Here is an 18,790-nt window from a genome sequence, read left to right as displayed (position 1 = left end):
TGTCTAGCTATTTCAAGCAACAGTAACATCTTTTGACAGTCTCAATCAAACTTTAATTAACTTTAATTAACGTTAGGAAAAAACAATGTCGAGTTTAACAGCCACTTTTGTCAGTGACCCAGTAGAACTGCGATCCAATGCAACGGAAGACGATTTACAAGTTGTCATTCGTGCTGCTTACCGACAGGTGTTAGGAAATGCTCACCTGATGGAAAGTCAGCGTCTCACCAGTGCCGAATCTTTGCTTCGCAATGGTGATATTACAGTACGTGAGTTTGTCAGACAACTGGCAAAATCAGACCTGTATCAGTCTCTATTTTTCAACACCAATTCTGCCTATCGCTTCATCGAGTTAAACTGCAAACATTTGCTTGGTCGCGCTCCTTTAGAACAGACCGAGATTTCTGAGCACGTCCAAATTTGTAACAGTCAAGGCTATGAAGCAGAAATTGATTCTTATATCGATAGTGACGATTACACCCAGAACTTTGGCGAGAATATTGTGCCTTATCCTCGGAACATTCGCAGCCAAACTGGTATCAAGAATGTCGGGTTTAATCGGATGCTTTCTTTGCTCGGAGGCTCAGCTACTAGCGATAGCAGTAATCAAGCTCAATTAATTGCTACGGTTGCAAGCAATGTGCCTCAGAAAATAAAACTTTTTAGCGTTGGTACCAGTGGAGCCTCTAGCACAACTAATAAACGTTTTCGGATTACTGCTGCTAAGTCTGGTGGTGCTAAGGTCAGAGTGAGCAATATCAGCTATGAAGTCAGCTATGCTCAAATGTCTAAGCAAATTAAAAATATTCAGAAAATGGGAGGCAAAATTCTCAGTATTACTGAAGTTGGCTAAATTTACCTAGACTTCGCCTTTGTCTTCCTTTAAGTTAGGTATCTCCTACTTTCTCTAGAGCGAGTTTATTATTCGCTCTGTTTCTCTTTAAAAATTGAAAATAAAAATTAATCACTCGGTTTTCAAGCTGAGTATCTTAAAGATGCTACCCCCTATAGCTTGTAAAAAAATGCAGGCTTGGATCAGAAGTCGTCACCTAATTTTTTCCGGTCAATTGCTAATTTTTGAAACTTTAGACTATCCAGCAGTTGAGCGATTTGAGGAATGTGTTAATATTCTAGGAGGGTGCTTAATTTCTGTTGAACCAGGCAAACGACTTTGGATGGGAAATCATCGACAAGTGATTCTCTATCAGGCTAAAGCTAGTTTGCATACACCCCATCATGAACTGCGACAATATTGGTTCAAGTACGGCTGTTTTCAGACTCGATTTGATCAAAGAGCTTAGCTATAACAACCGCCCAGGTTATTAATTATTAAAATATCTTTGGTTATTTGCATAATTAGGAACTTTTTGGTTAAAATAGACAAAAATTATGCTTTGTTGTGGTTATGGATATTCATGAAATCGAAACGTCTCTCAGCAATCCTGATTTTCAGTATCGACTCAAGGCAGTCGCGGCTCTCAAGGATTATCAACCAGAGATTGCTGTTCCCTTGCTCAAGGGCAAACTCGATGACCCGGAATTCTTAGTACGTTCCTTTGTCAGCAGGGCATTTGGGACACAACAAACCGCTGAATCCTTCGCCGCATTGCTCCAAATCATGAAATTTGATAATACGCCAAATGTGCGAGCTGAGGCTGCTAATTCTCTTTCGCTTTTTGGCCGATGTGCTGCATCTCATTTAGTCTTGACTTTTTTTCAGGATGACCACTGGTTAGTTCGTCGTAGTATTCTGGCTGTTTTGGTTGATATGGAGTGCGAAAGTGAACTCTTTGAGGTCTGTATGGAAGCCTTAGCTGGCGAAGATATGACCACTCAGGAAGCCGCTGTGGATGCACTTGGTACATTAGCCGGAACTACTCAGGAACCGGCTGCACTTTCTCAGTTATTAATGCTGGCTAATTCGGAGTATGAAGGTATGCGTCAGCACGTCGCCTCTGCTTTGCAACGTTTTGATGATCCGCAGGCTAAGGAAATCTTGAGTCAACTTCGGCAAGACTTCAATCATCGAGTCGTTGCTGCTGCTTTAGAAAATCTGCTATAGACAATAAATAGTTCTGATACTGTTTAGTAGATTAAGCTTGACTAAAAGTTTTTAACCCACTGATTAAATGGTCAAAAGAGAGACTCAATAAATCCTGGTCTTCAGAATTAAAATGCTGCAAACTAACTTTTTTCAACTGTTCTAGTCCACAGAGCATCGCCGAAACAGGAACCCGCAATTCTTGATACAGTAGCTCCATGTTTTTTAGTCCTTCTTGGCTAGTAAATTGAGGATTGTTACCTGCAATTCCATAGGTGATACAGCGTAGGAACTGCCAAAAATCTCGCCAACAGGCTTCAGCACGTTCGGGAGGATAAAGATCATTAACAGGCTCAGTGATATCGGGAAAGTCCGCTAATACCTTTTTCCTCGCATCAGCAACAATATTAGGAGCTTGCTCTCGCAATAATCTGGCTTTTTCTAGCATTAAAGAGAGATGAGGATGAAGATTTTTAATGCGTTCTAAATCCTCATCTGTGAGATATCGACTTTGATTGTCAGCATCTTGAAAAATGGCAATTACTTCATCTGAATATAAGTTTTTCCAAGTGGCAAAACTGACAATTCTCGCTTGGGGAATTAATTGCTTGGCTCTTTCACTTAATTGCATATTTATTAAATTACACTCACTTAATTTACTAGGATAGACTAAAATTATGAGCGGGTTGGTTAAGATTTATTACAAATGCAGCCGTTGGATGATGGTTGGTACAGGTTATTTGTGCGGAATCCCGATCGCACCGCAGATTTTTGTAACGAAATATTACTTTGTTTGTCAAAAACAGAGACAAGATTTAAGGTAATCCCTTATGATCTTGTTTTGAGGGAAAGATTGAAGGAGCTAGATTTTAATCTATGTTTAAGCCGTTTCAGGAATTCTTAGAAAAAGAACTGTTTGGACGTTTTGCTCTAGAGAGTCGTCCCATTCCCTCTGGGTTGGAATCGGTGGTGAGTGAAAGAGGCAAAAATCCCGCCACGATTCAAAGTTGGTGCTATCAATGTCCCGAATTGCGAAAAATTCGTTACACCTACATTGATGCTGGAGAAACGGCACAAATTTTCAATAGTGTCATTTATCCGAATTATAATTACGATCTGCCTTTGCTAGGAATTGATTTTTTAGCCTTTGGGCAGAAGAAAATCTTGGTGGTCTTGGATTTTCAACCTTTATTCCGCGATCGCGCCTACATAGACAAATATATCGGGCCAATGAGCGCAATTAAGGATAAATACAAAGATTTAACGCAAGACTTAGAAATGAAGTTTTACGATGCGAATCAGTATTTTTCTAAGAACTTGCTATTTGCTAAAACAGATGCAGAAACGGTTGTAAGTCGTTTGTTTCCAGCCTATCAAGAATATGTCCAGTTGTATTGGCAAATGGTAGAGCAAGCCTCCCCGCTTAACTCTCCCGAAGAGATGCAGCGGATTGTGAAGGCACAGAAAGATTACGATCAGTATAGTGCGGAACGTGATCCAGCATCAGGGCTATTCGGCAGCTATTTTGGGCATGAATGGTCAGATAGGTTTCTGTACGAATTTTTGTTTGAAGATGCTGTTCCCTTAGCAGTTCCAGCGGGAGTAAGATAAGTTAAAAATGACTCTTTATCAGCCTTTCTTAGATTACGCTATCCCACTTCTAAAAGAACGACTTGACTTGGCGCCCTATCCCATTCCCGCAGGTTTTGAACGGAAAGAAGCTCTAACTGGGAAGGGAAAAAAAGAGCAGTTGGTTGTGACGACAAGTCATGCTTTTAAGTCCTCAAAATTACGGCAAATTCGGGCGGCTCATGTTGAGGGTGGTGATGCTCTCCAGGTACTTAATTTTGTGATTTTCCCCCAGTTAAATTATGACTTGCCCTTTTTTGGGGCGGACTTAGTAACCTTGCCGGGGGGACATTTAATTGCTTTAGATATGCAGCCTCTTTTTCACGATGCGGCTTACCAGAAGAAATACTCAGAGCCGATTTTACCGATTTTCAACACTTATCAAAAGGACTTGCCTTGGGGAGGAGATTTTCCTGACGAGGCAAAACCTTTCTTTTCTCCTGCTTTTCTTTGGACTCGTCCCAAGGAAACCGAGGCTGTGCAAACTACGGTCTTTGAAGCTTTTAAGGATTATCTTCAAGCTTATCTCGATTTGGTTGAGCGATCGCAACCTGTCACAGATAGTCAGCGACTTGGAGAGATTCTTGAGGCACAGCGACGTTATATTAATTATCGTGCTGCAAAAGATCCGGCTAGAGGAATGTTTACGCGCTTCTATGGTGAGGAGTGGACTGAGGAATATATTCACGGTTTTCTGTTCGATTTAGAACGCCACATTCCAGAAGTTCAACAATCAGTGTAAATTTATCCTACATGAGAGCGAAGACTCTGAGCCGTATTGTTACGAGTAAAAGCATTCCACGTTCCTAATTCTTTGGGGTCGCGACTACAAAGCATGGCTTTCATCTCTTGGGTGAGTCCTTGTGCTAGGGTAAAATCTGCGCCAGCAATACTCTTTAATTGCTCTAAATTGGCCCCGGTTAAGTCAGCCCCTCGTAAATCTGCTCCTTGTAATTCGACTCCAATTAAGATAGCATTCCGTAAATAAGCACCAGTCAGAAAGGCATTCTGAAGACTCGCCCCACTTAAGGCGGCTCCCTCTAAATTTGCCCCAGTTAAATCGGCTCCACTGAGATAGGCACCTCGCAGATTACAGCCGTGTAAATCTGCGCCTCTGAGGTAAGCTGTATTTAGAAAAGATCCACTGAGATTGGCTTGGGGACCAATAGCTCCCGCATTTTTGTAATTGAATCCTTCTGGCCACAGGGTGTGAGCATCATATTGAGCTAATTTTAATTTTGCCTCTTGTAGCTTGGCATCGACTAAATTACAGCCCTGTAAATCTGCACGAAAAAGATAGCTTTCTTGTAAATTCGCTCCACTCAAATTGGCATCTCTGAGATTGGCCCTTCGTAAATCAACTCCTTTGAGATTGGCCCCTTGCAAATTGGTTTGACTAAGGTTTGCCCCAATCAAGTTTGCTCCACTGAAATCAATACCAGATAAATCCATCTGGCTGAGGTTGATTCCCGCGAGGTTGGTTTGAGCTAGACTTTTGCCTTGCTGAATGGCTGGTAAGATTTCTATTGCAGAAAGGGGTTCGGAGAGGAAAGACGAGTGTTGACGAGGTGACATTATGTTTTTCTGAAAATTTATTGAGCGAGTTGGTTAAAATTGTCCTGTGTCATTTATCCTAGAATTTGATGGATTCCAGACAGACGTTTGTTTATTTTTCTTAACCAAAATCAGAAATGCTATTAACACCGCCAAGGACTATGATGGATTTTTTTCGCAAGAGTGAGGGCGTTTGGTTTACTCAGCGAACAGTCCATAATTTTGATACTGCTGCGGCTGATGAATCGGGAGAATCTAATGTGATCGTTGACGTTTTGTCAATAGACGATCCCAGAATTTTAGACGTTTGTCAACAGCAGAATGTCGATCCCGCTTTAGTTAGTGGGGGATGCAGTTTTATGTGGCAGGATAATTTAGATGATACTGTCCCGAACGAAAACTATGCTGCTATTCTTGTAGATGTGCCTAATCCTAGTAATCCGAGAACGGGCAATTTTCTGCGAAATCGAGGCTATGTTGAAGGTATTCCGGTCATCGGTGTTTACCATTTTGCGGATGATGGGGTGTTGACTATTGAGACGGAATATGAGACTAATCAAGGACAGGAACGCTGTTGGTTTATTAACGATCATTTTCGGGTACGGGTGATGACTGTGCAGATGATTAATGGGGTTAAACAAATGGCATACTGTTCTGAGCGTCGTTGTGTTTCTCATTCTGCTTTAGAAGAGATGTTGGAACACAATCGCTTGAGGTTTTCTGGGGTGGGTGTGCTGTCACCTTAAAGTCCCAAATATCCAGTCTCTTGCAATCGCGGCTACACACACAAAGTCCCCAATATCCCGGCGATTGAAATCGCGGCTACACACGCAAAGTCCGCCTACGCGGACTAATTATTAAACTATTAAAACTATGTCTGAGAATGAAGAATTGATGCCATCTGGTAATGATGAAACTGTAGAAAATTCAACGACTAATGTTGAAGAATTGGCAGAAGTAATTGCTGAATTTGAGAAATATCGCGAACGTTTGGTTAATGAAACGATGACTGCGGCACAAAAGGCAAAATTACCTCAGAAGCCGGCGATGGCTAAAATTGAGCCGGAACTTGCTAAGATTGATGCTGGATTGGAGACTCTTCGCGCTCAATTGGCGGCTCTAACTACTAATAATTAGGTGATGATTATGGTCAATTCTAATGCTCAAGCTGAGGCAGATCCAATTTTATTGGCTCACGCTGAAACAGATGCTTTTCTTCGGGAAGTTACTGAAAAAATAGATTTAGATACTTTCGATGCTAATGATTCCAATCTGTTGAAGCGGTTGGTTGAATGTTTGGGAGATACGCGGGGGATGACTCGACTGCGTTTCGCTGAAACTTTGGCTGAAATTGGGGAAGCGGCGACTCCTTTTTTATTAGATGCTTTGGCTAATCATGCTAATGTAGTAGTTAGGCGGGCTGCGGCTAAAACTATAACTTTGATTGCCGATCCAACTGCGGTTCCTAATTTAATTCACTCTCTTTTAAATGATGAGGATACGGTGGTTAAGGGTTCATCAATTGGGGCGTTGGCGAGGATTGGGGAGCCGTCTGTGCAGGCTTTGTTGGATATTTTAGGGTCAACTGATTTGCCTGAGAGTACGATCGGTCATGCGGCTTGGGCGTTGGCTTTTATTGGGGCGGGGGCGAAGGAGTATTTGTATCGGGCGATCGCCTCTGATTCTCCTGTGGTGCGTGGTGCGGTGGTGGGTGCGATCGCGAAGGTTGCACAGGAAGAACCGAAGGATGAATTATTCGAGATTTTGGTTAAGTCTCTGACGGATGTTGATGTTGATGTGCGTTGTGAGGCGGCGGCGGCTTTAGGAAATCTGGCTTATAAACCTGCAATTCCTAATCTGATTGAGTTGCTGGATCGTGGTGATGGGGAAACTCGTAGGGCGGCGGCTTTGTCTTTGATGAAAGTGGGCGATCGGGCTGCGATTGAACCGCTACAAGCTGCATTGGAAAAGGAGTCTGAAGCGGCGATTCAAGGTGTGATTAAGTTGGCAATTTCTCAAATTAAGTAACTAAAAGTATGACTGAATCGGGAACGGGGCGGATGTTGCTTTCTCATAATTTTGATATGCCCGAGGGTGTTTTTCCCACCTTAAGTAGGGAAGAATTTACTCGGGTATTTGCGGAGGGTTTAAGTCAATATCCTGAGATTAAGTGTCGTCAATTAAATCACGGTCATTGGATGGTAGAGGTTTTATTTTCTACTGATGCTTTTTCTCCGCCTCAAGTGGGAGAATTTTGTGCTCAAAGTTTGGTGGATAAGCGGATGAGTCAGGGGAAAACTGATGATTTTTTTCCTGATATTTTGATTTTAGCAGGATTGAAGAAGACGCCTCCTTTGAGTAGCGATGCTGAGGCGTTGCAAACGGGAGAATGGGGGGTGGATGTGGTGGAAACTCAGTCTGCTGAGAGTTTTTTGATGGCGATGGGCTGGGACGAGAAAACGGCGGGGAAAAGTATTGAGGATGTTTTTAAGGTTGAAAGGAGAAAGGGGTAAAGGGTGAGTTAACGTGCTACGATTTGTTCCTAGTGAACTACAATGTCTGGCATTTTTCCGTGAGGATATAACTCAACCCCCATTTCTCGAAACTTCTGAGTTTTATTGATAACGTTTATTAGTCTGTTGGTAACAATCATGATATTAACTGTTTTGAATCAGTTTAGCAATATCTTCATTAGATTTATCTATTGATGAACTATTCGTAAAAATGAATCATAAAAATAGCCGTCGAGGCATCATTCACCGCCCAGAATGTGCCTAAGACATTGCGAGCAACTGCAAAGGAAAACCCGGTTAGAATGCTGAGATACTCATCGCTGGTAGTGCTAATATCGGTGATACCCGTTTCACAGGCAAATAGGGTAACTAGGCGACATGGCCGGAAGCGCAGGTTAAAGATTTCTGGTAATGTGAGACATTCATCTTAATAGTTGATTTCTAATGCAATCGGTAACTTGCGTTTCCTCAACTGGAAATCCATGATAAGTGAAATAACCCTCTTGATTAGAGGCGTTGTCTGGATGAAATATATAATACCGATTTTTTTCTCGATGATATCCATAACGTTTATTGCTATTTTCACTACTAGATTCGATAGAATTATCTAAAACTTTTTGAGCTTCTTTATCCGTTAAATCCATCGGAGTATGGGGTTTTTGTAAATTTCCTTTAGCTTGGTGATGATGTTTCGGATTAAATTTATAAATAGATCGTATTTTTTTCGCTTGTTCAACGGTTGTTAAGTTATGAATGTTAATAAGTTCTAAAGATTGTCCATAAATACCCAATTCAACATGAAGATACTCTGACGCAAAATCAGGAGCCTTTTGTAAACTAATTAATTTTAATTTTTCTTGTAAATAAGCAACGCATAATAAGGAACTTGTGGATAAATCTTGCTTGTTTAAGTAACATTTATGAGATGCAATAAAATAATTTTTTTAAAATCATCTTGTAAATCTATAAACGGCCCCTTCCTAATAATTTGTAAAAAAACCTTAGCAACTTTTCTTCTATTTTCATCATTAGAGTTAAGCGTTTGAAATAACCATTCATGAATAGTTAAATTTTGAGCCAGTTTTTGATTTGAAAAGTTACTATAAGTTTGTATAGGATTATCCCCTTTAATGGGTTCTATTTCTTTAATAATGTCGTATAAGTGTCCGATCAATTCATCAGCTTCAACAGAATCTTTAGCTTGACCAATAAAAGAACATTCATTAATCAAAAACTGCATTTAGAGTAACTCCATTAAATCTTTTTCAGCTTGATCAAAAAATCCATCTGGCCATTTATCAATTCCTCCATCTTGATAAATACGAGGTGATATTATTTTAGTAATGGCTTGTCCTTTTTGTAAATATCGATCAAAGTAATGTAATTGAATATCTTCAGGTTTAACGCCCCTACGACGAACCGCTAGACGAATCCCATTCAAAATGTGATCGCTATGAGTTTCAACAATAATTTGAACACCACAACTTGCCGCTAATGCTAACAATTCACCCATTTTTGATTGTCCTTTTGGATGTAAATGCGCTTCAGGATTTTCGAGTAAAATTAGCGTGTCAGGGGTCGCGGATAGCAAAGCAATCAAAATGGGCAAAGTATAAGTAATTCCGAAACCTACATTGGTTGAACGATAGCGTTTACTGAGTCCATAAAAATATTGTAAACTAACAATATCCACTTTTGGATAAGATTCTATCTCAATTCGTGTTCCTGGGCTAATTTCTCCGATCCAAGCTTCAACTTGAAGTTTTAAAGTAAGTAAATTTTGTTCAGGATGTGCTAGATTTTTATTGGCAATTTCTTTAGATTCATTAATAGAAAGAAAATGAGGAGCAAACTCTCCCTTATTACCTATTTTTTTATTCTGTTTAACTTGAAAATCTGAGGTTTCAAAGTAGGGTTTAGGAGAGATTCTTTCGGCTTGAAGATAGCAAAAATTATCATTAAAAAGACTTGATTGATAAATATTATCAGAAACTTCAGGATCGGAAGATTTTTCAATAACATCAGCATCAGAATCATACTTAAACACCCATTTATTTAAGGTGTTATCATGGTCTATTTCAAAAGTTATAATGTCTTCTTCTGCTCCTTGAAATAAAGCATCTTGAGCCGTTCCAATACATACTAAATCACCGTTTAAGGCCAATCCAATATCAGGTAATAATTTTTGTTGATAAGATTGACGAAGTAATAATAATGATTGTAATAAGCTAGATTTCCCGCTACTATTTAAACCAGAAAGCAACGTTAATGCTCTTAACTCAAAAGATTGATTTTCAAAAGGTTTAAAGTTTTTTAAGGTTAAGGATTTGAGCATGATAAAACTTCCTCGATCATTTCGTTAATTTTAGAAAAGCGGTATTGGACTTTATTAGCTGCTTGAGAAATAGATTGGAGAAAATCAGGATCACTTTCCATATTTTGGATAAAAAGTTCTTTTAATTTTTCTTTTTGGTTAATTAATATCCCAATTTTTTGTTCAGTTAATTGGCTTAATGCAACAGACCAACACTCAAATAAAGCTTTATTAACGGGAGATTTTTTAGAAGAATTATTTAAAATTTTACGAAACGTATCTTCTCCAAAAATATTATAAGCTGCTTTCATTGCTATACTGAACTTATGTTCAATTTCTTTTTCTAAATTTTTATCAATTTTATTGAGTTTTTTCATTGCTTCATGTAAAAAATAATTTCGACCTTTCTTTGTTGGATAATCTTGATATTTAGTTAGTCTAAAAGCAATGAAACCGAGGACAAATTCATGATCGTCTAGACGCTTTTTTCTATTTTCACTCAGATTAGTTACTCTTTCAAATTCAGAAAGACTAGCTAACTTTTTCAAAAAGTTAGTAGCGGGACCGGAATTCATTGCTTGACGAAGCTCTTGATTGTTTAATGGCAATCCACCCGTATTAATTCTTTGAAAAATTTTATATTTAACTTCATCAGGTGTTCCGGGTTCAATTAAATAAAGGGTTAATTCTGTTTCATCTATTCTCCGTTGATAATCACGCGATAATTGGTTGTAAGTTTTATTATTTAGTTCATTATTCAGAAATTCTAATCCAGTTAATTTAAGTTCCTGATCTAAAATAAAACTTTTAAAGGTACTAATTCTTTGTAATCCATCTATAATCAACCATTTAGTATCATCCGTTGCATCTATATAAAATGCGGGAAGGGGAATACGAATTAACAAAGATTCAATTAGACGACTTTGGGCTTTAGAACTCCAAATATTTGCATTACGTTGAAAATCAGGAGCTAAATTAATTTCATTATGCTTAATTCTTTTGATAAGAAGATCCATTGTCAGCGGTTTTGTCTTAACTCTAATTTTTGTGGGATCAAAAGGTTGTATTTCTTCTTCATCTTCATCTTCATCAATTTCTGAATTCTCATCATCAATCTCATCCTCCCCATCGGTTTCTTGAGCAAGCATCTCTTTTTCTCCATCTTCAATCTCATTGATTGTCATAATTATTATTCCTCAATATTTAGCTTGTGTTGGATACCTTTAGAGGTAAAGTACCGCTCGATAAGTGCGGTTTGTTGATTGACTAATGCCTGAATCTCCTGGTAGCGGATGGGTTGGACTTTTTGCTCGAAGCGGAATTTTGGGTCGTGGGGGGTGGAGGTGGTGGGGGAGGAAACAGCTATTCTGCGGCTGTCGTCGTTTGCTGAACGGTTGTCTGGGGGGGGGAGGCGCTACTGTCGCACTGCTGCTGGAGGTTCCACCACTGTTGATATAAACTGTCGTAGCGTTCCCTGATTTGCGGGGAAATTCCTTGGGGTTTCAGGCGGGTAGCGGCAAGGAGTAAACCCACCCCGTCACTGATAGGAGGGTGAATCGACCGGATATGATATCAATCACGACATACATTTAAAGTAACGTGGGCTGGCAAGGATGTCAATTGTGGCTTACATCAACGACTAGACGACAGGGCGGATTAATGACCCTTTCCCGGTTCCAGCCCTGTTTGGAAAACGGGAGCTACTGCACTCCCGCTTCTGGTATTTTTAAAGTATTGGGTATTGCGATCGCCATCTAACGAATCGGTTCAGTGGCAGACTGCGCCGCAAGACCCCGAACACAGACGCAGAAACAGGGCGGGCTTTCGGCTGCACGCTCATTGTTCGCTGACTGTTAATAACTTCTAGCTCATTTGAGCGAGGTTAATCAATTGTGCCAAAGTGGATAAGTGCTGCGCGGATCGCGATGAACCACACGGCGAGGGTGGCAAATAGGTAGAGGTAGAACCGAAGTATGATGAGATTGAATGTGCAATGGACAGCGCTATGCAAGGTGCGAAATACAACGAAGACCCACGCGGCGTTCACATACACTGTATCCACCTGCTTTGTGATGAACAGGTATAGGACAAGCGCATAGAAAATTACCGGAATCTCGAACAGGTTTTTTAGGTTATCCGATGGATTGGATACGCTTGGTGGCGAAATTTGTGCCAGTGCGCCCGGTACAGCAAGTTCCTCCGGGGTGAGCTTTCTACTGGTGATAAAACTGATACGGCGGATGTACATATACACCCAGACGAGGAATGTGAGAAACACTGTTGCAAAGAAGGGACTGAAAATTGTATTTTGCGTCATTTTTACCTCAAGCTTAACTTAGTAGAACATTGTAGTTAATGCTCGATCGATACATTTGCTAGACGGCTCCACTCATTCCACGAGCCGTCGTAATTTCGCACATTGGGATAACCTAGTAAATACTTTAAAACAAACCAGGTACACGCCGATCTTCCTCCAATGGCACAGTAAGTAAACACTTCTTTATCAGCCGTAATGCCCTGGCTGCCATAGAGGGTATGTAACAATTCTGGTGACTTAAAAGTTCCATCTTCATTCAGAGCTAGGATGTGTTCGAGATTTACTGCCCCTGGAATATGACCCGCGCGTTCCGTTCCTTCTGGCGGCTTCATCATGAATAATTCGCCACGATATTCTTCAGGGGTGCGAACATCTAGCAACACGCAATCCGTCCGATTCAAAGATGCGTGAACCTCTGGTTGTAACACCCGCAAATTAGCATTGGGGGATTTCGCATGATACTGTGCGGGTGCGAAGTTGGATAACTCCGATACCAGTGGGCGACTTTCTGCAACCCATTTCTGATATCCACCGTTGAGAACATACACTTTGTCATGTCCAAAGGTTTTCAAAAGCCAGAAAATCCAGGCTCCTGTGTTAGGATAGCTGCCATAGGCGATCGCAGTTGTTTCAGAGGAAATTCCCGATCGCGAAAGCAATTTTTCGATCGCATTTGGATCGAGATTCATGCTGAAATCTGGTATTAGCAAATCTGTAAAGATATTCCAGAACACAGCACCGGGAATATGAGCGTTTTTGTACGGTTCTGGACTCATATCCACTTCAATCACCCGCACGGTTGGATCGTTAAGATGATCCATGAGCCATTGCGTATCGACCAAAACTTCAGGATGAGCATATTGGGACATTGGTTTTCTCCGATCTTTGGCACGCTTAGCTAAGATTAGGATAGGTAGATTGGCTTGCCCAGTCCTCGATCGGGTACTCTTTTTGACAATCAAGCAATCATGACCATGAAAAGTCCCTTACAGCTTTTATTTGAAGCGATCGACCGGGTAAAGGACGAACAAGATTTGCGATCGCAAGTCGTGCCCAAAATCGGTGAGTATTTTGCAGCTAAACGATCGGGAATCTTTTTCTTCGATCGACTGCCGTTGCTAGATAGCAATCTTCAGAAAACACTGCAAATTGGACTATCAATCGAACATAATCCTGTTGTGCGTTATCTAGTGGAACGTCACGCCCCTGTCCATGAAGCATTGGTGGCATCTCCCAAGGTTTGGACAATAATTTGTCCCCGACCCGATCATTGGCACGTGATGGCGGGACCGATTGTCAATCGCGGTCAATTAATGGGTGTAGTGGGTTGTACGCGCGATCGGTCAATGCCCGCTTTCGATACAGAAAATCTAGCGGATTTGAGTGCGATATGTTTGCATTTGTCTGTTTGGGCTGCAACAGTGCGATTTCAACACCAACCTTTCAAGACTTCACGCCTAACGCCTCGTGAATTGCAAATTGCCGAATTGGTTGCTTTGGGGCGAACCAACGCAGCAATCGGGAGGGAACTTTGGATTACTGAGAATTCAGTGAAGCAAGCTTTGAAGCGAATGTTCCGTAAGCTTGAGGTTTCGTCTCGTGCAGAAATGGTTGCACAGCTTTCGGCGACAAAATATAATTTGCCAAGTGTAAAAATGTCTCCATCCAACTTGATGCAGAACACTCACCAATAAACTTAAGGCTAGAAACTCAGAGAGCGATCCTCTTCGAGGGCTTCGCTAACGCAATACCGAATTGAAGGGCGATCGACCAAATGGTAATTTTTAAGGATCGCGAATTAAATAATTTACACAACTTTGTGGGGAGTAGGGGTTGGGCGTCCCGCCCGCCCTTTCTGGACGGGCGGGACGCCCATCCCACAAGAACCATCAAAATTGTAAGTTATTTAATTCTCATTCCTAAGTATTGGGTATTGCGATCGAGCGTTGAAACTACAACTCATCAATCGTCACTAACCCCCCCCTCAGTGAACTGAATCACAAGTTCTTGCTCGTCCAGCAAAGCAGTTCCAATCAGAGGTCTTCGCCCTGTAGCAAATACACGAACTTCTCGTTCTTCCCCGTCCCAAAGGATGATTGCTTCGTGAACTGCTACTAGGACTTCACTGTTATCTGCTAAGTTTACAGGCAGATCGTACAGGAACGGCAACCCCAGTAAGGTAACTGCCTCCGGGGGCAAACATAGGTAGTCAGTGAAGCCCGTATCTATGACAAACTCGATCGGGAAAGTAGAGCCGCTTGGGAGGAGAAACGTCAACAAGGACGATCGCGTGCCGATCGGTCACAATACCAGAAATCACTTGTTGACACGCTCCATTACACCACCCAACGAAGCAGCCACATTGTAACCAATACGAATGCCAAAAAGTCGAGCATACGGATGCTTTGCCATCAGACTACGTGCGGCTTTTAGCCCAGTTTTATCAACTTCGCAGTCACCTGTTTCAATATCAATGATGACCATCTTGCCAATATTCTCTTCTAATTCAATTTTTTCGCGGATGGTGCTCTCATACAAATGTTTTGCACGACGAGCGACTTCTTCACGACTCAAAAGGATTGTTTGCATACATTTGCCCTTTTTTGTAACTATTGATCCTGTTATGGATATGATACCTCACTACTTTACAATATTTCTGGATCGAGTTCTTGGGTTTTACCTGCGTGATACTCAGCCATTGCGGAGGCTGCAACTAACGCCAAGAACATCGGGAGAACTCGCAAATGCTCGATCGCATCTTAGATCGTCTTGAAGTTCTTCCAGAATCATTGAGGGGAGCGAAGTATAAGGGCTAAGATGAGTTTCTGAAAATTCTATTCTAAACTCCACCTTCTATAGCAATCCGATCTGAGTCTCACAGCACAACGCCATCTTGTCTTCCTAGACTTCTTGTATAGCAAGACTTTCAGATTTTCCCTATCTAGAAAATCACTTAGGATTGCTATACTTCATCCAAATCATCTGCAGTTAAGGGCGATCGAGCGCTATGGCGGACATACAATACATAAACCGTAGTAGCTCGAATCGCAAACAAGACTCGATAAATGTTTTTGGACTTCCCATAAAGCAACTGCCGAACTTCTTCAGGAAAAATCTCACTTTCAACTGCTAAAGCACAGCGCCGAGGTTTTTCTTGGAGTGTGGCGATTTCATTCATCAAGCCTCGAAACCAGCGATCTGCAAAATCGGGATTCCGCTCTCGATACCAGCGGTAGGCTTGCTCAATTTCAGAAGAGGCGATCGGGGTAATTTCAACCTGAAATGTCATATTTCTGCTGCATTTCTTGGACAAAATTTTCGATAGGGCGAGTAAGTCCGGCGTTGAGTTCCTCGAAACCTTGCTGAATACCTGCAATTGTTTCTAACTGATCGATCAGTTGGCGCAGTTTAATTGGATCGATTTTGCTAGGATCGAGAAAGGTGACGAGAACTTGAGAGCGATCGCTAATATCTTGTGGTAGCTCCACTAGCTGAATCTGCCCATTCTGATAAATGCCTTCGATGGTTTTTAGCATGAGTTACAGTCCGGTTAGTATTCGCTTCTATTCTAGCAAATTATGATAGCTAACTACTCTTAGATGGCATCTTATCTATTATCGCTTATTCTAGGCAAATCGATATCTAGGAAGGCGAGCTATCTACGTCGCAAATTCTGGGAAATACTGGTCTACAAACTCCATAACCTTTTGAAAGTGGAAAATTCCTTCCTCTGGCCTTAATGTCCCCAAATCTTGGTCTCGATATCTCATTTTCCAATTATCGAAGTTTTTTAGATAAACCTGTGCATAATCTGTTCCATGCCTGCGATCTAACCACCGCAGAGCTCCAATAGCCCATTCTTGGTCATACTTTCGATCGCCAACGGGTAAGTATGTGTCGAGATAAGATCGCAAAATTCTTACCGACTCAGTATTGTCAAGACGAGCTAACGCAAAACAATGAAATTGTCCTGCATAACAAGTTCGGCTTGGAATCAGCAAATTTTCAATTTTATTGAGATGTTGGGAAAAGCGCCCAATTCCACAAAGCCAACTTGCAGTAATTGTATGTCTCCAACAACCATTATACATCTGGATCATTTCTTTGTCAGTTACTTCATCTAGAGCAACTCTTGTCGAGTCCACAAACGCATCTATATCTTTACCAATCCCTAAAAAGTTACCGTGTAAAACCTTGAGATAAAGTGGCTTGACATAATGCTCTCTACTATAGTCTGTCATTGTGTTTGAGTATCAAATTGTTAAGACTAAACATCTCAAAGATAACATCATCGCAAATGGATGCGAACCTCTAATAGACAAGCTCCAGCCCTAAAAAAATAGAAAACCCCCAAGCCCTCTTAAAAATCAGCTTTGGGGGTTTTATTCCTAAATCTCGTTCAAATCACAACTTACTCGGCTCGATCGCCGGAGCACGCAGAGACAGAGTTTTATCCGCAGCAGCCTTAGCCACAAGCGACGGCACAGAATCGCGCAACTTTGCAGTCAACTGTACAGTAGTCGCATCGTAAACCTGAGTCAGCATCTTCGGATACAAACCAATGCCAATAATCGGCACTAACAGAGCCGCAATAATAAACACTTCTCGCGGTTCCGCATCCACCAATTCCTCGTGATCGGACAATTCCTTATTTTCAGGCCCGTAGAAGATTTCGCGCAGCATCGACAGCAGGTAAATCGGAGTCAAAATCACCCCAACTGCTGCTAGAAATACCACGCAAACCTTAAACACAGGATTGTAAGCATCGCTGGTTGCAAAACCCACAAACACCATCAATTCTGCTACAAAACCGCTCATTCCCGGCAAAGCCAAAGAAGCCATAGAACAAGCAGTCCACATGGCAAAAACCTTACGCATTTTCTGCCCTACACCGCCCATTTCGTCGAGCATGAGCGTGTGAGTGCGATCGTAAGTGCAACCCACCATAAAGAACAAACTCGCCCCGATTAAACCGTGGGAAACCATTTGCAGCATTGCACCGCTAGTTCCCAAATCCGTAAACGAAGCTATCCCAATCAGCACAAACCCCATGTGCGAAATCGAAGAATAAGCAATTTTCCGCTTCAGATTGCGCTGAGCAAAAGAAGTTAAGGCCGCGTAAACAATGTTAACCACACCCAAAATTACCAAGATGGGTGCGAAGGTAGCGTGAGCATCGGGGAGCATTCCCGCATTCATCCGCAGTAAAGCATAGCCGCCCATTTTTAGCAGAATTCCTGCTAGCAACATATGGGCGGGTGCGGTTGCTTCGCCGTGAGCGTCAGGGAGCCAAGTGTGCAGCGGAAAAATCGGCAGTTTGACGCCGTAAGCTATTAAGAAACCTGTATACAGGAGCAATTCTACAGTGGGGGCATAATCTTTAGCTGCGATCGCCCGCATATCGAAAGTCACCGTATCGCCGTAAAACGCCATCGTCAGCGCGCCCAGCAAAATAAATAGCGAACCGCCTGCGGTGTAAAGGATAAACTTAGTTGCTGCGTAGAGGCGCTTCTTGCCGCCCCAGATTGACAAAATCAGGTAAATCGGGACTAATTCCAGTTCCCAAACTAGGAAAAACAGCAACATATCCTGCACGGCAAAAACTGCGATTTGGCCGCCGTACATTGTCAGCATCAAAAAGTAAAATAGCTTCGGTTTAAATGTGACCGGCCAAGCAGCTAAAGTAGCCAGAGTAGTAATAAAACCAGTCAGCAAAATCAGCGGCATCGATAAACCGTCAGCACCCACCGACCAATTCAAATCGAGTTGCTGCACCCAAGTATAGCTTTCTACCAGTTGCAAATCTGGATTGCTGAAGTCGTACTGAGTGTAAAAAGCGTAAACAAGTAGGGCAAAATCGATTAAACCCACAATTAGGGCATACCACCGCACCGTCTTGCCATCCTTATCGGGAATTAAAGGAATCAGCAAGGACGCAGCAATGGGAAACAGAATTGTTGTTGTTAACCAGGGAAAGTTAGCTGTATCCATTGCGTTTTAAAATAAGCCGTCAGTTATTAGGTTTAAACACATTTTGGCTATTTTAGCCTAAATTTTATACTTTCTTTAGACGGAACATTTTTTTTTGCTCTTATTTGGACAATTTATGCGATCGCAACAGTTAAGTTTAATCAAAGATTTATTTCTATTTGCTAATTGTCAATTGTGAGTTCTTGAGCTAATACCCGTTCTTAAAATATCTTCTGGTGGGAAATGGCATTGCCCATTGGTGTCAACTTAAGCCGACGATCTGCAATTGGGCGAGTCCGCCAGGGGTTGAAACCCCTGGCTAATAGCGAAAGTCCTCTGAATAGGACTAATAGATATCTCCAAAAAAGCCAGCCTTGAACAGGCAAGATGCCTGTTCCACAATAAGAGGTTTAAGGACTTCTTCAGTCCTCTTAAGAGGACTTTAGCTTTGA

At 41.6% G+C, this 18,790-nt stretch carries 24 protein-coding genes and 1 pseudogene; 9 read left to right on the top strand and 16 right to left on the bottom strand.

Annotated features, from left to right (window positions below; translation table 11 throughout):
• The first annotated feature begins 85 nt into the window (after nt 1-85).
• A complete protein-coding gene (locus QUA58_RS16045; protein ID WP_333394824.1) occupies nt 86-853 on the top strand; it encodes a phycobilisome rod-core linker polypeptide in 768 nt (255 codons plus the stop codon).
• Between the two features lie 552 nt (nt 854-1,405).
• Nucleotides 1,406-2,062, top strand: a complete 657-nt coding sequence (locus QUA58_RS16040) for a HEAT repeat domain-containing protein (protein WP_333394822.1) — start codon at nt 1,406-1,408, stop codon at nt 2,060-2,062.
• Nucleotides 2,063-2,093: 31 nt separating this feature from the next.
• On the opposite strand, the gene QUA58_RS16035 is transcribed toward QUA58_RS16040, so the two are convergent.
• Entirely contained in the window at nt 2,094-2,672 is a 579-nt protein-coding gene (locus QUA58_RS16035) for a phycobilisome protein (protein WP_333394821.1), read from the bottom strand.
• Between the two features lie 245 nt (nt 2,673-2,917).
• On the opposite strand from QUA58_RS16035, the gene QUA58_RS16030 reads away from it, so the two are divergent.
• A complete protein-coding gene (locus QUA58_RS16030; RefSeq protein WP_333394820.1) occupies nt 2,918-3,652 on the top strand; it encodes a 15,16-dihydrobiliverdin:ferredoxin oxidoreductase in 735 nt (244 codons plus the stop codon).
• Nucleotides 3,653-3,659: 7 nt separating this feature from the next.
• Nucleotides 3,660-4,412, top strand: a complete 753-nt coding sequence (locus tag QUA58_RS16025) for a phycoerythrobilin:ferredoxin oxidoreductase (RefSeq protein WP_333394819.1) — start codon at nt 3,660-3,662, stop codon at nt 4,410-4,412.
• A 2-nt stretch (nt 4,413-4,414) separates the two neighbouring features.
• Here the strand turns inward: QUA58_RS16025 and QUA58_RS16020 are convergent, their stop codons facing one another.
• Nucleotides 4,415-5,245: a pentapeptide repeat-containing protein gene (locus tag QUA58_RS16020; protein ID WP_333255229.1), complete on the bottom strand. Its 831-nt coding sequence runs from the start codon at nt 5,243-5,245 to the stop codon at nt 4,415-4,417.
• Between the two features lie 140 nt (nt 5,246-5,385).
• On the opposite strand from QUA58_RS16020, the gene QUA58_RS16015 reads away from it, so the two are divergent.
• From QUA58_RS16015 to QUA58_RS16000, 4 genes are all read left to right on the top strand, one after another.
• Complete coding sequence (locus QUA58_RS16015; RefSeq protein ID WP_333255227.1) at nt 5,386-5,970, top strand: phycobiliprotein lyase; 585 nt, start codon at nt 5,386-5,388, stop codon at nt 5,968-5,970.
• Nucleotides 5,971-6,097: 127 nt separating this feature from the next.
• Nucleotides 6,098-6,361, top strand: coding sequence for a hypothetical protein (locus QUA58_RS16010; RefSeq protein ID WP_333255226.1), 264 nt, complete (start codon nt 6,098-6,100; stop codon nt 6,359-6,361).
• Between the two features lie 9 nt (nt 6,362-6,370).
• The gene (locus tag QUA58_RS16005; protein WP_333255224.1) at nt 6,371-7,252 is read left to right on the top strand and encodes a HEAT repeat domain-containing protein; all 882 of its coding nucleotides are present in this window, start codon (nt 6,371-6,373) and stop codon (nt 7,250-7,252) included.
• Between the two features lie 8 nt (nt 7,253-7,260).
• Nucleotides 7,261-7,737: a DUF2656 domain-containing protein gene (locus tag QUA58_RS16000; RefSeq protein WP_333394817.1), complete on the top strand. Its 477-nt coding sequence runs from the start codon at nt 7,261-7,263 to the stop codon at nt 7,735-7,737.
• Between the two features lie 199 nt (nt 7,738-7,936).
• Here the strand turns inward: QUA58_RS16000 and QUA58_RS15995 are convergent.
• The 8 genes and pseudogenes from QUA58_RS15995 to QUA58_RS15960 all read right to left on the bottom strand — a co-directional run.
• Nucleotides 7,937-8,149: pseudogene (locus QUA58_RS15995) on the bottom strand (CHAT domain-containing protein); the annotation flags it as partial.
• Between the two features lie 10 nt (nt 8,150-8,159).
• Complete coding sequence (locus QUA58_RS15990) at nt 8,160-8,528, bottom strand: hypothetical protein (protein WP_333394816.1); 369 nt, start codon at nt 8,526-8,528, stop codon at nt 8,160-8,162.
• A gap of 116 nt (nt 8,529-8,644) precedes the next feature.
• The gene (locus QUA58_RS15985; RefSeq protein WP_333394815.1) at nt 8,645-8,977 is read right to left on the bottom strand and encodes a hypothetical protein; all 333 of its coding nucleotides are present in this window, start codon (nt 8,975-8,977) and stop codon (nt 8,645-8,647) included.
• On the bottom strand, nt 8,978-10,072 hold the full coding sequence (locus QUA58_RS15980) for a DUF3696 domain-containing protein (protein ID WP_333394814.1): 1,095 nt from the start codon (nt 10,070-10,072) through the stop codon (nt 8,978-8,980).
• Complete coding sequence (locus QUA58_RS15975; protein ID WP_333394812.1) at nt 10,057-11,235, bottom strand: DUF262 domain-containing protein; 1,179 nt, start codon at nt 11,233-11,235, stop codon at nt 10,057-10,059. The genes QUA58_RS15980 and QUA58_RS15975 overlap by 16 nt, the downstream gene beginning before the upstream one ends.
• A 178-nt stretch (nt 11,236-11,413) precedes the next feature.
• On the bottom strand, nt 11,414-11,584 hold the full coding sequence (locus QUA58_RS15970; protein ID WP_333394811.1) for a hypothetical protein: 171 nt from the start codon (nt 11,582-11,584) through the stop codon (nt 11,414-11,416).
• A gap of 349 nt (nt 11,585-11,933) precedes the next feature.
• Nucleotides 11,934-12,368: an MAPEG family protein gene (locus QUA58_RS15965; RefSeq protein WP_333394809.1), complete on the bottom strand. Its 435-nt coding sequence runs from the start codon at nt 12,366-12,368 to the stop codon at nt 11,934-11,936.
• Between the two features lie 35 nt (nt 12,369-12,403).
• Nucleotides 12,404-13,237, bottom strand: a complete 834-nt coding sequence (locus QUA58_RS15960) for a sulfurtransferase (RefSeq protein ID WP_333394807.1) — start codon at nt 13,235-13,237, stop codon at nt 12,404-12,406.
• A 105-nt stretch (nt 13,238-13,342) separates the two neighbouring features.
• Here QUA58_RS15960 and QUA58_RS15955 point away from each other — a divergent pair, with 105 nt between their 5' ends.
• Nucleotides 13,343-14,062, top strand: coding sequence for a LuxR C-terminal-related transcriptional regulator (locus QUA58_RS15955; protein WP_333394805.1), 720 nt, complete (start codon nt 13,343-13,345; stop codon nt 14,060-14,062).
• Nucleotides 14,063-14,330: 268 nt separating this feature from the next.
• Here the strand turns inward: QUA58_RS15955 and QUA58_RS15950 are convergent, their stop codons facing one another.
• The 6 genes from QUA58_RS15950 to QUA58_RS15925 form a co-directional block, all read right to left on the bottom strand.
• Nucleotides 14,331-14,645 carry a clan AA aspartic protease gene (locus QUA58_RS15950; RefSeq protein WP_333394803.1) on the bottom strand — a complete coding sequence of 105 codons (315 nt, stop codon included), beginning with the start codon at nt 14,643-14,645 and terminating at the stop codon, nt 14,331-14,333.
• A gap of 39 nt (nt 14,646-14,684) precedes the next feature.
• Nucleotides 14,685-14,942, bottom strand: a complete 258-nt coding sequence (locus tag QUA58_RS15945; RefSeq protein ID WP_445301880.1) for a hypothetical protein — start codon at nt 14,940-14,942, stop codon at nt 14,685-14,687.
• Nucleotides 14,943-15,330: 388 nt separating this feature from the next.
• Nucleotides 15,331-15,657 (bottom strand): type II toxin-antitoxin system RelE/ParE family toxin, encoded by a 327-nt coding sequence (locus tag QUA58_RS15940; RefSeq protein WP_333394800.1) that lies wholly within the window; start codon nt 15,655-15,657, stop codon nt 15,331-15,333.
• Nucleotides 15,641-15,904 (bottom strand): hypothetical protein, encoded by a 264-nt coding sequence (locus QUA58_RS15935; RefSeq protein WP_333394799.1) that lies wholly within the window; start codon nt 15,902-15,904, stop codon nt 15,641-15,643. The genes QUA58_RS15940 and QUA58_RS15935 overlap by 17 nt, the downstream gene beginning before the upstream one ends.
• A 123-nt stretch (nt 15,905-16,027) precedes the next feature.
• The gene (locus QUA58_RS15930; protein ID WP_333394797.1) at nt 16,028-16,609 is read right to left on the bottom strand and encodes a DUF6000 family protein; all 582 of its coding nucleotides are present in this window, start codon (nt 16,607-16,609) and stop codon (nt 16,028-16,030) included.
• Nucleotides 16,610-16,772: 163 nt separating this feature from the next.
• Entirely contained in the window at nt 16,773-18,359 is a 1,587-nt protein-coding gene (locus tag QUA58_RS15925) for an NAD(P)H-quinone oxidoreductase subunit 4 (RefSeq protein ID WP_445301879.1), read from the bottom strand.
• Nucleotides 18,360-18,790 lie beyond the last annotated feature (431 nt).

Source organism: Microcoleus sp. N9_A1 (genome assembly GCF_036701795.1).
Lineage (GTDB): Bacteria > Cyanobacteriota > Cyanobacteriia > Cyanobacteriales > Microcoleaceae > Microcoleus.
Note: the sequence above shows the minus strand (reverse complement) of the source record. Positions and strands in the feature narration are given on the sequence as shown.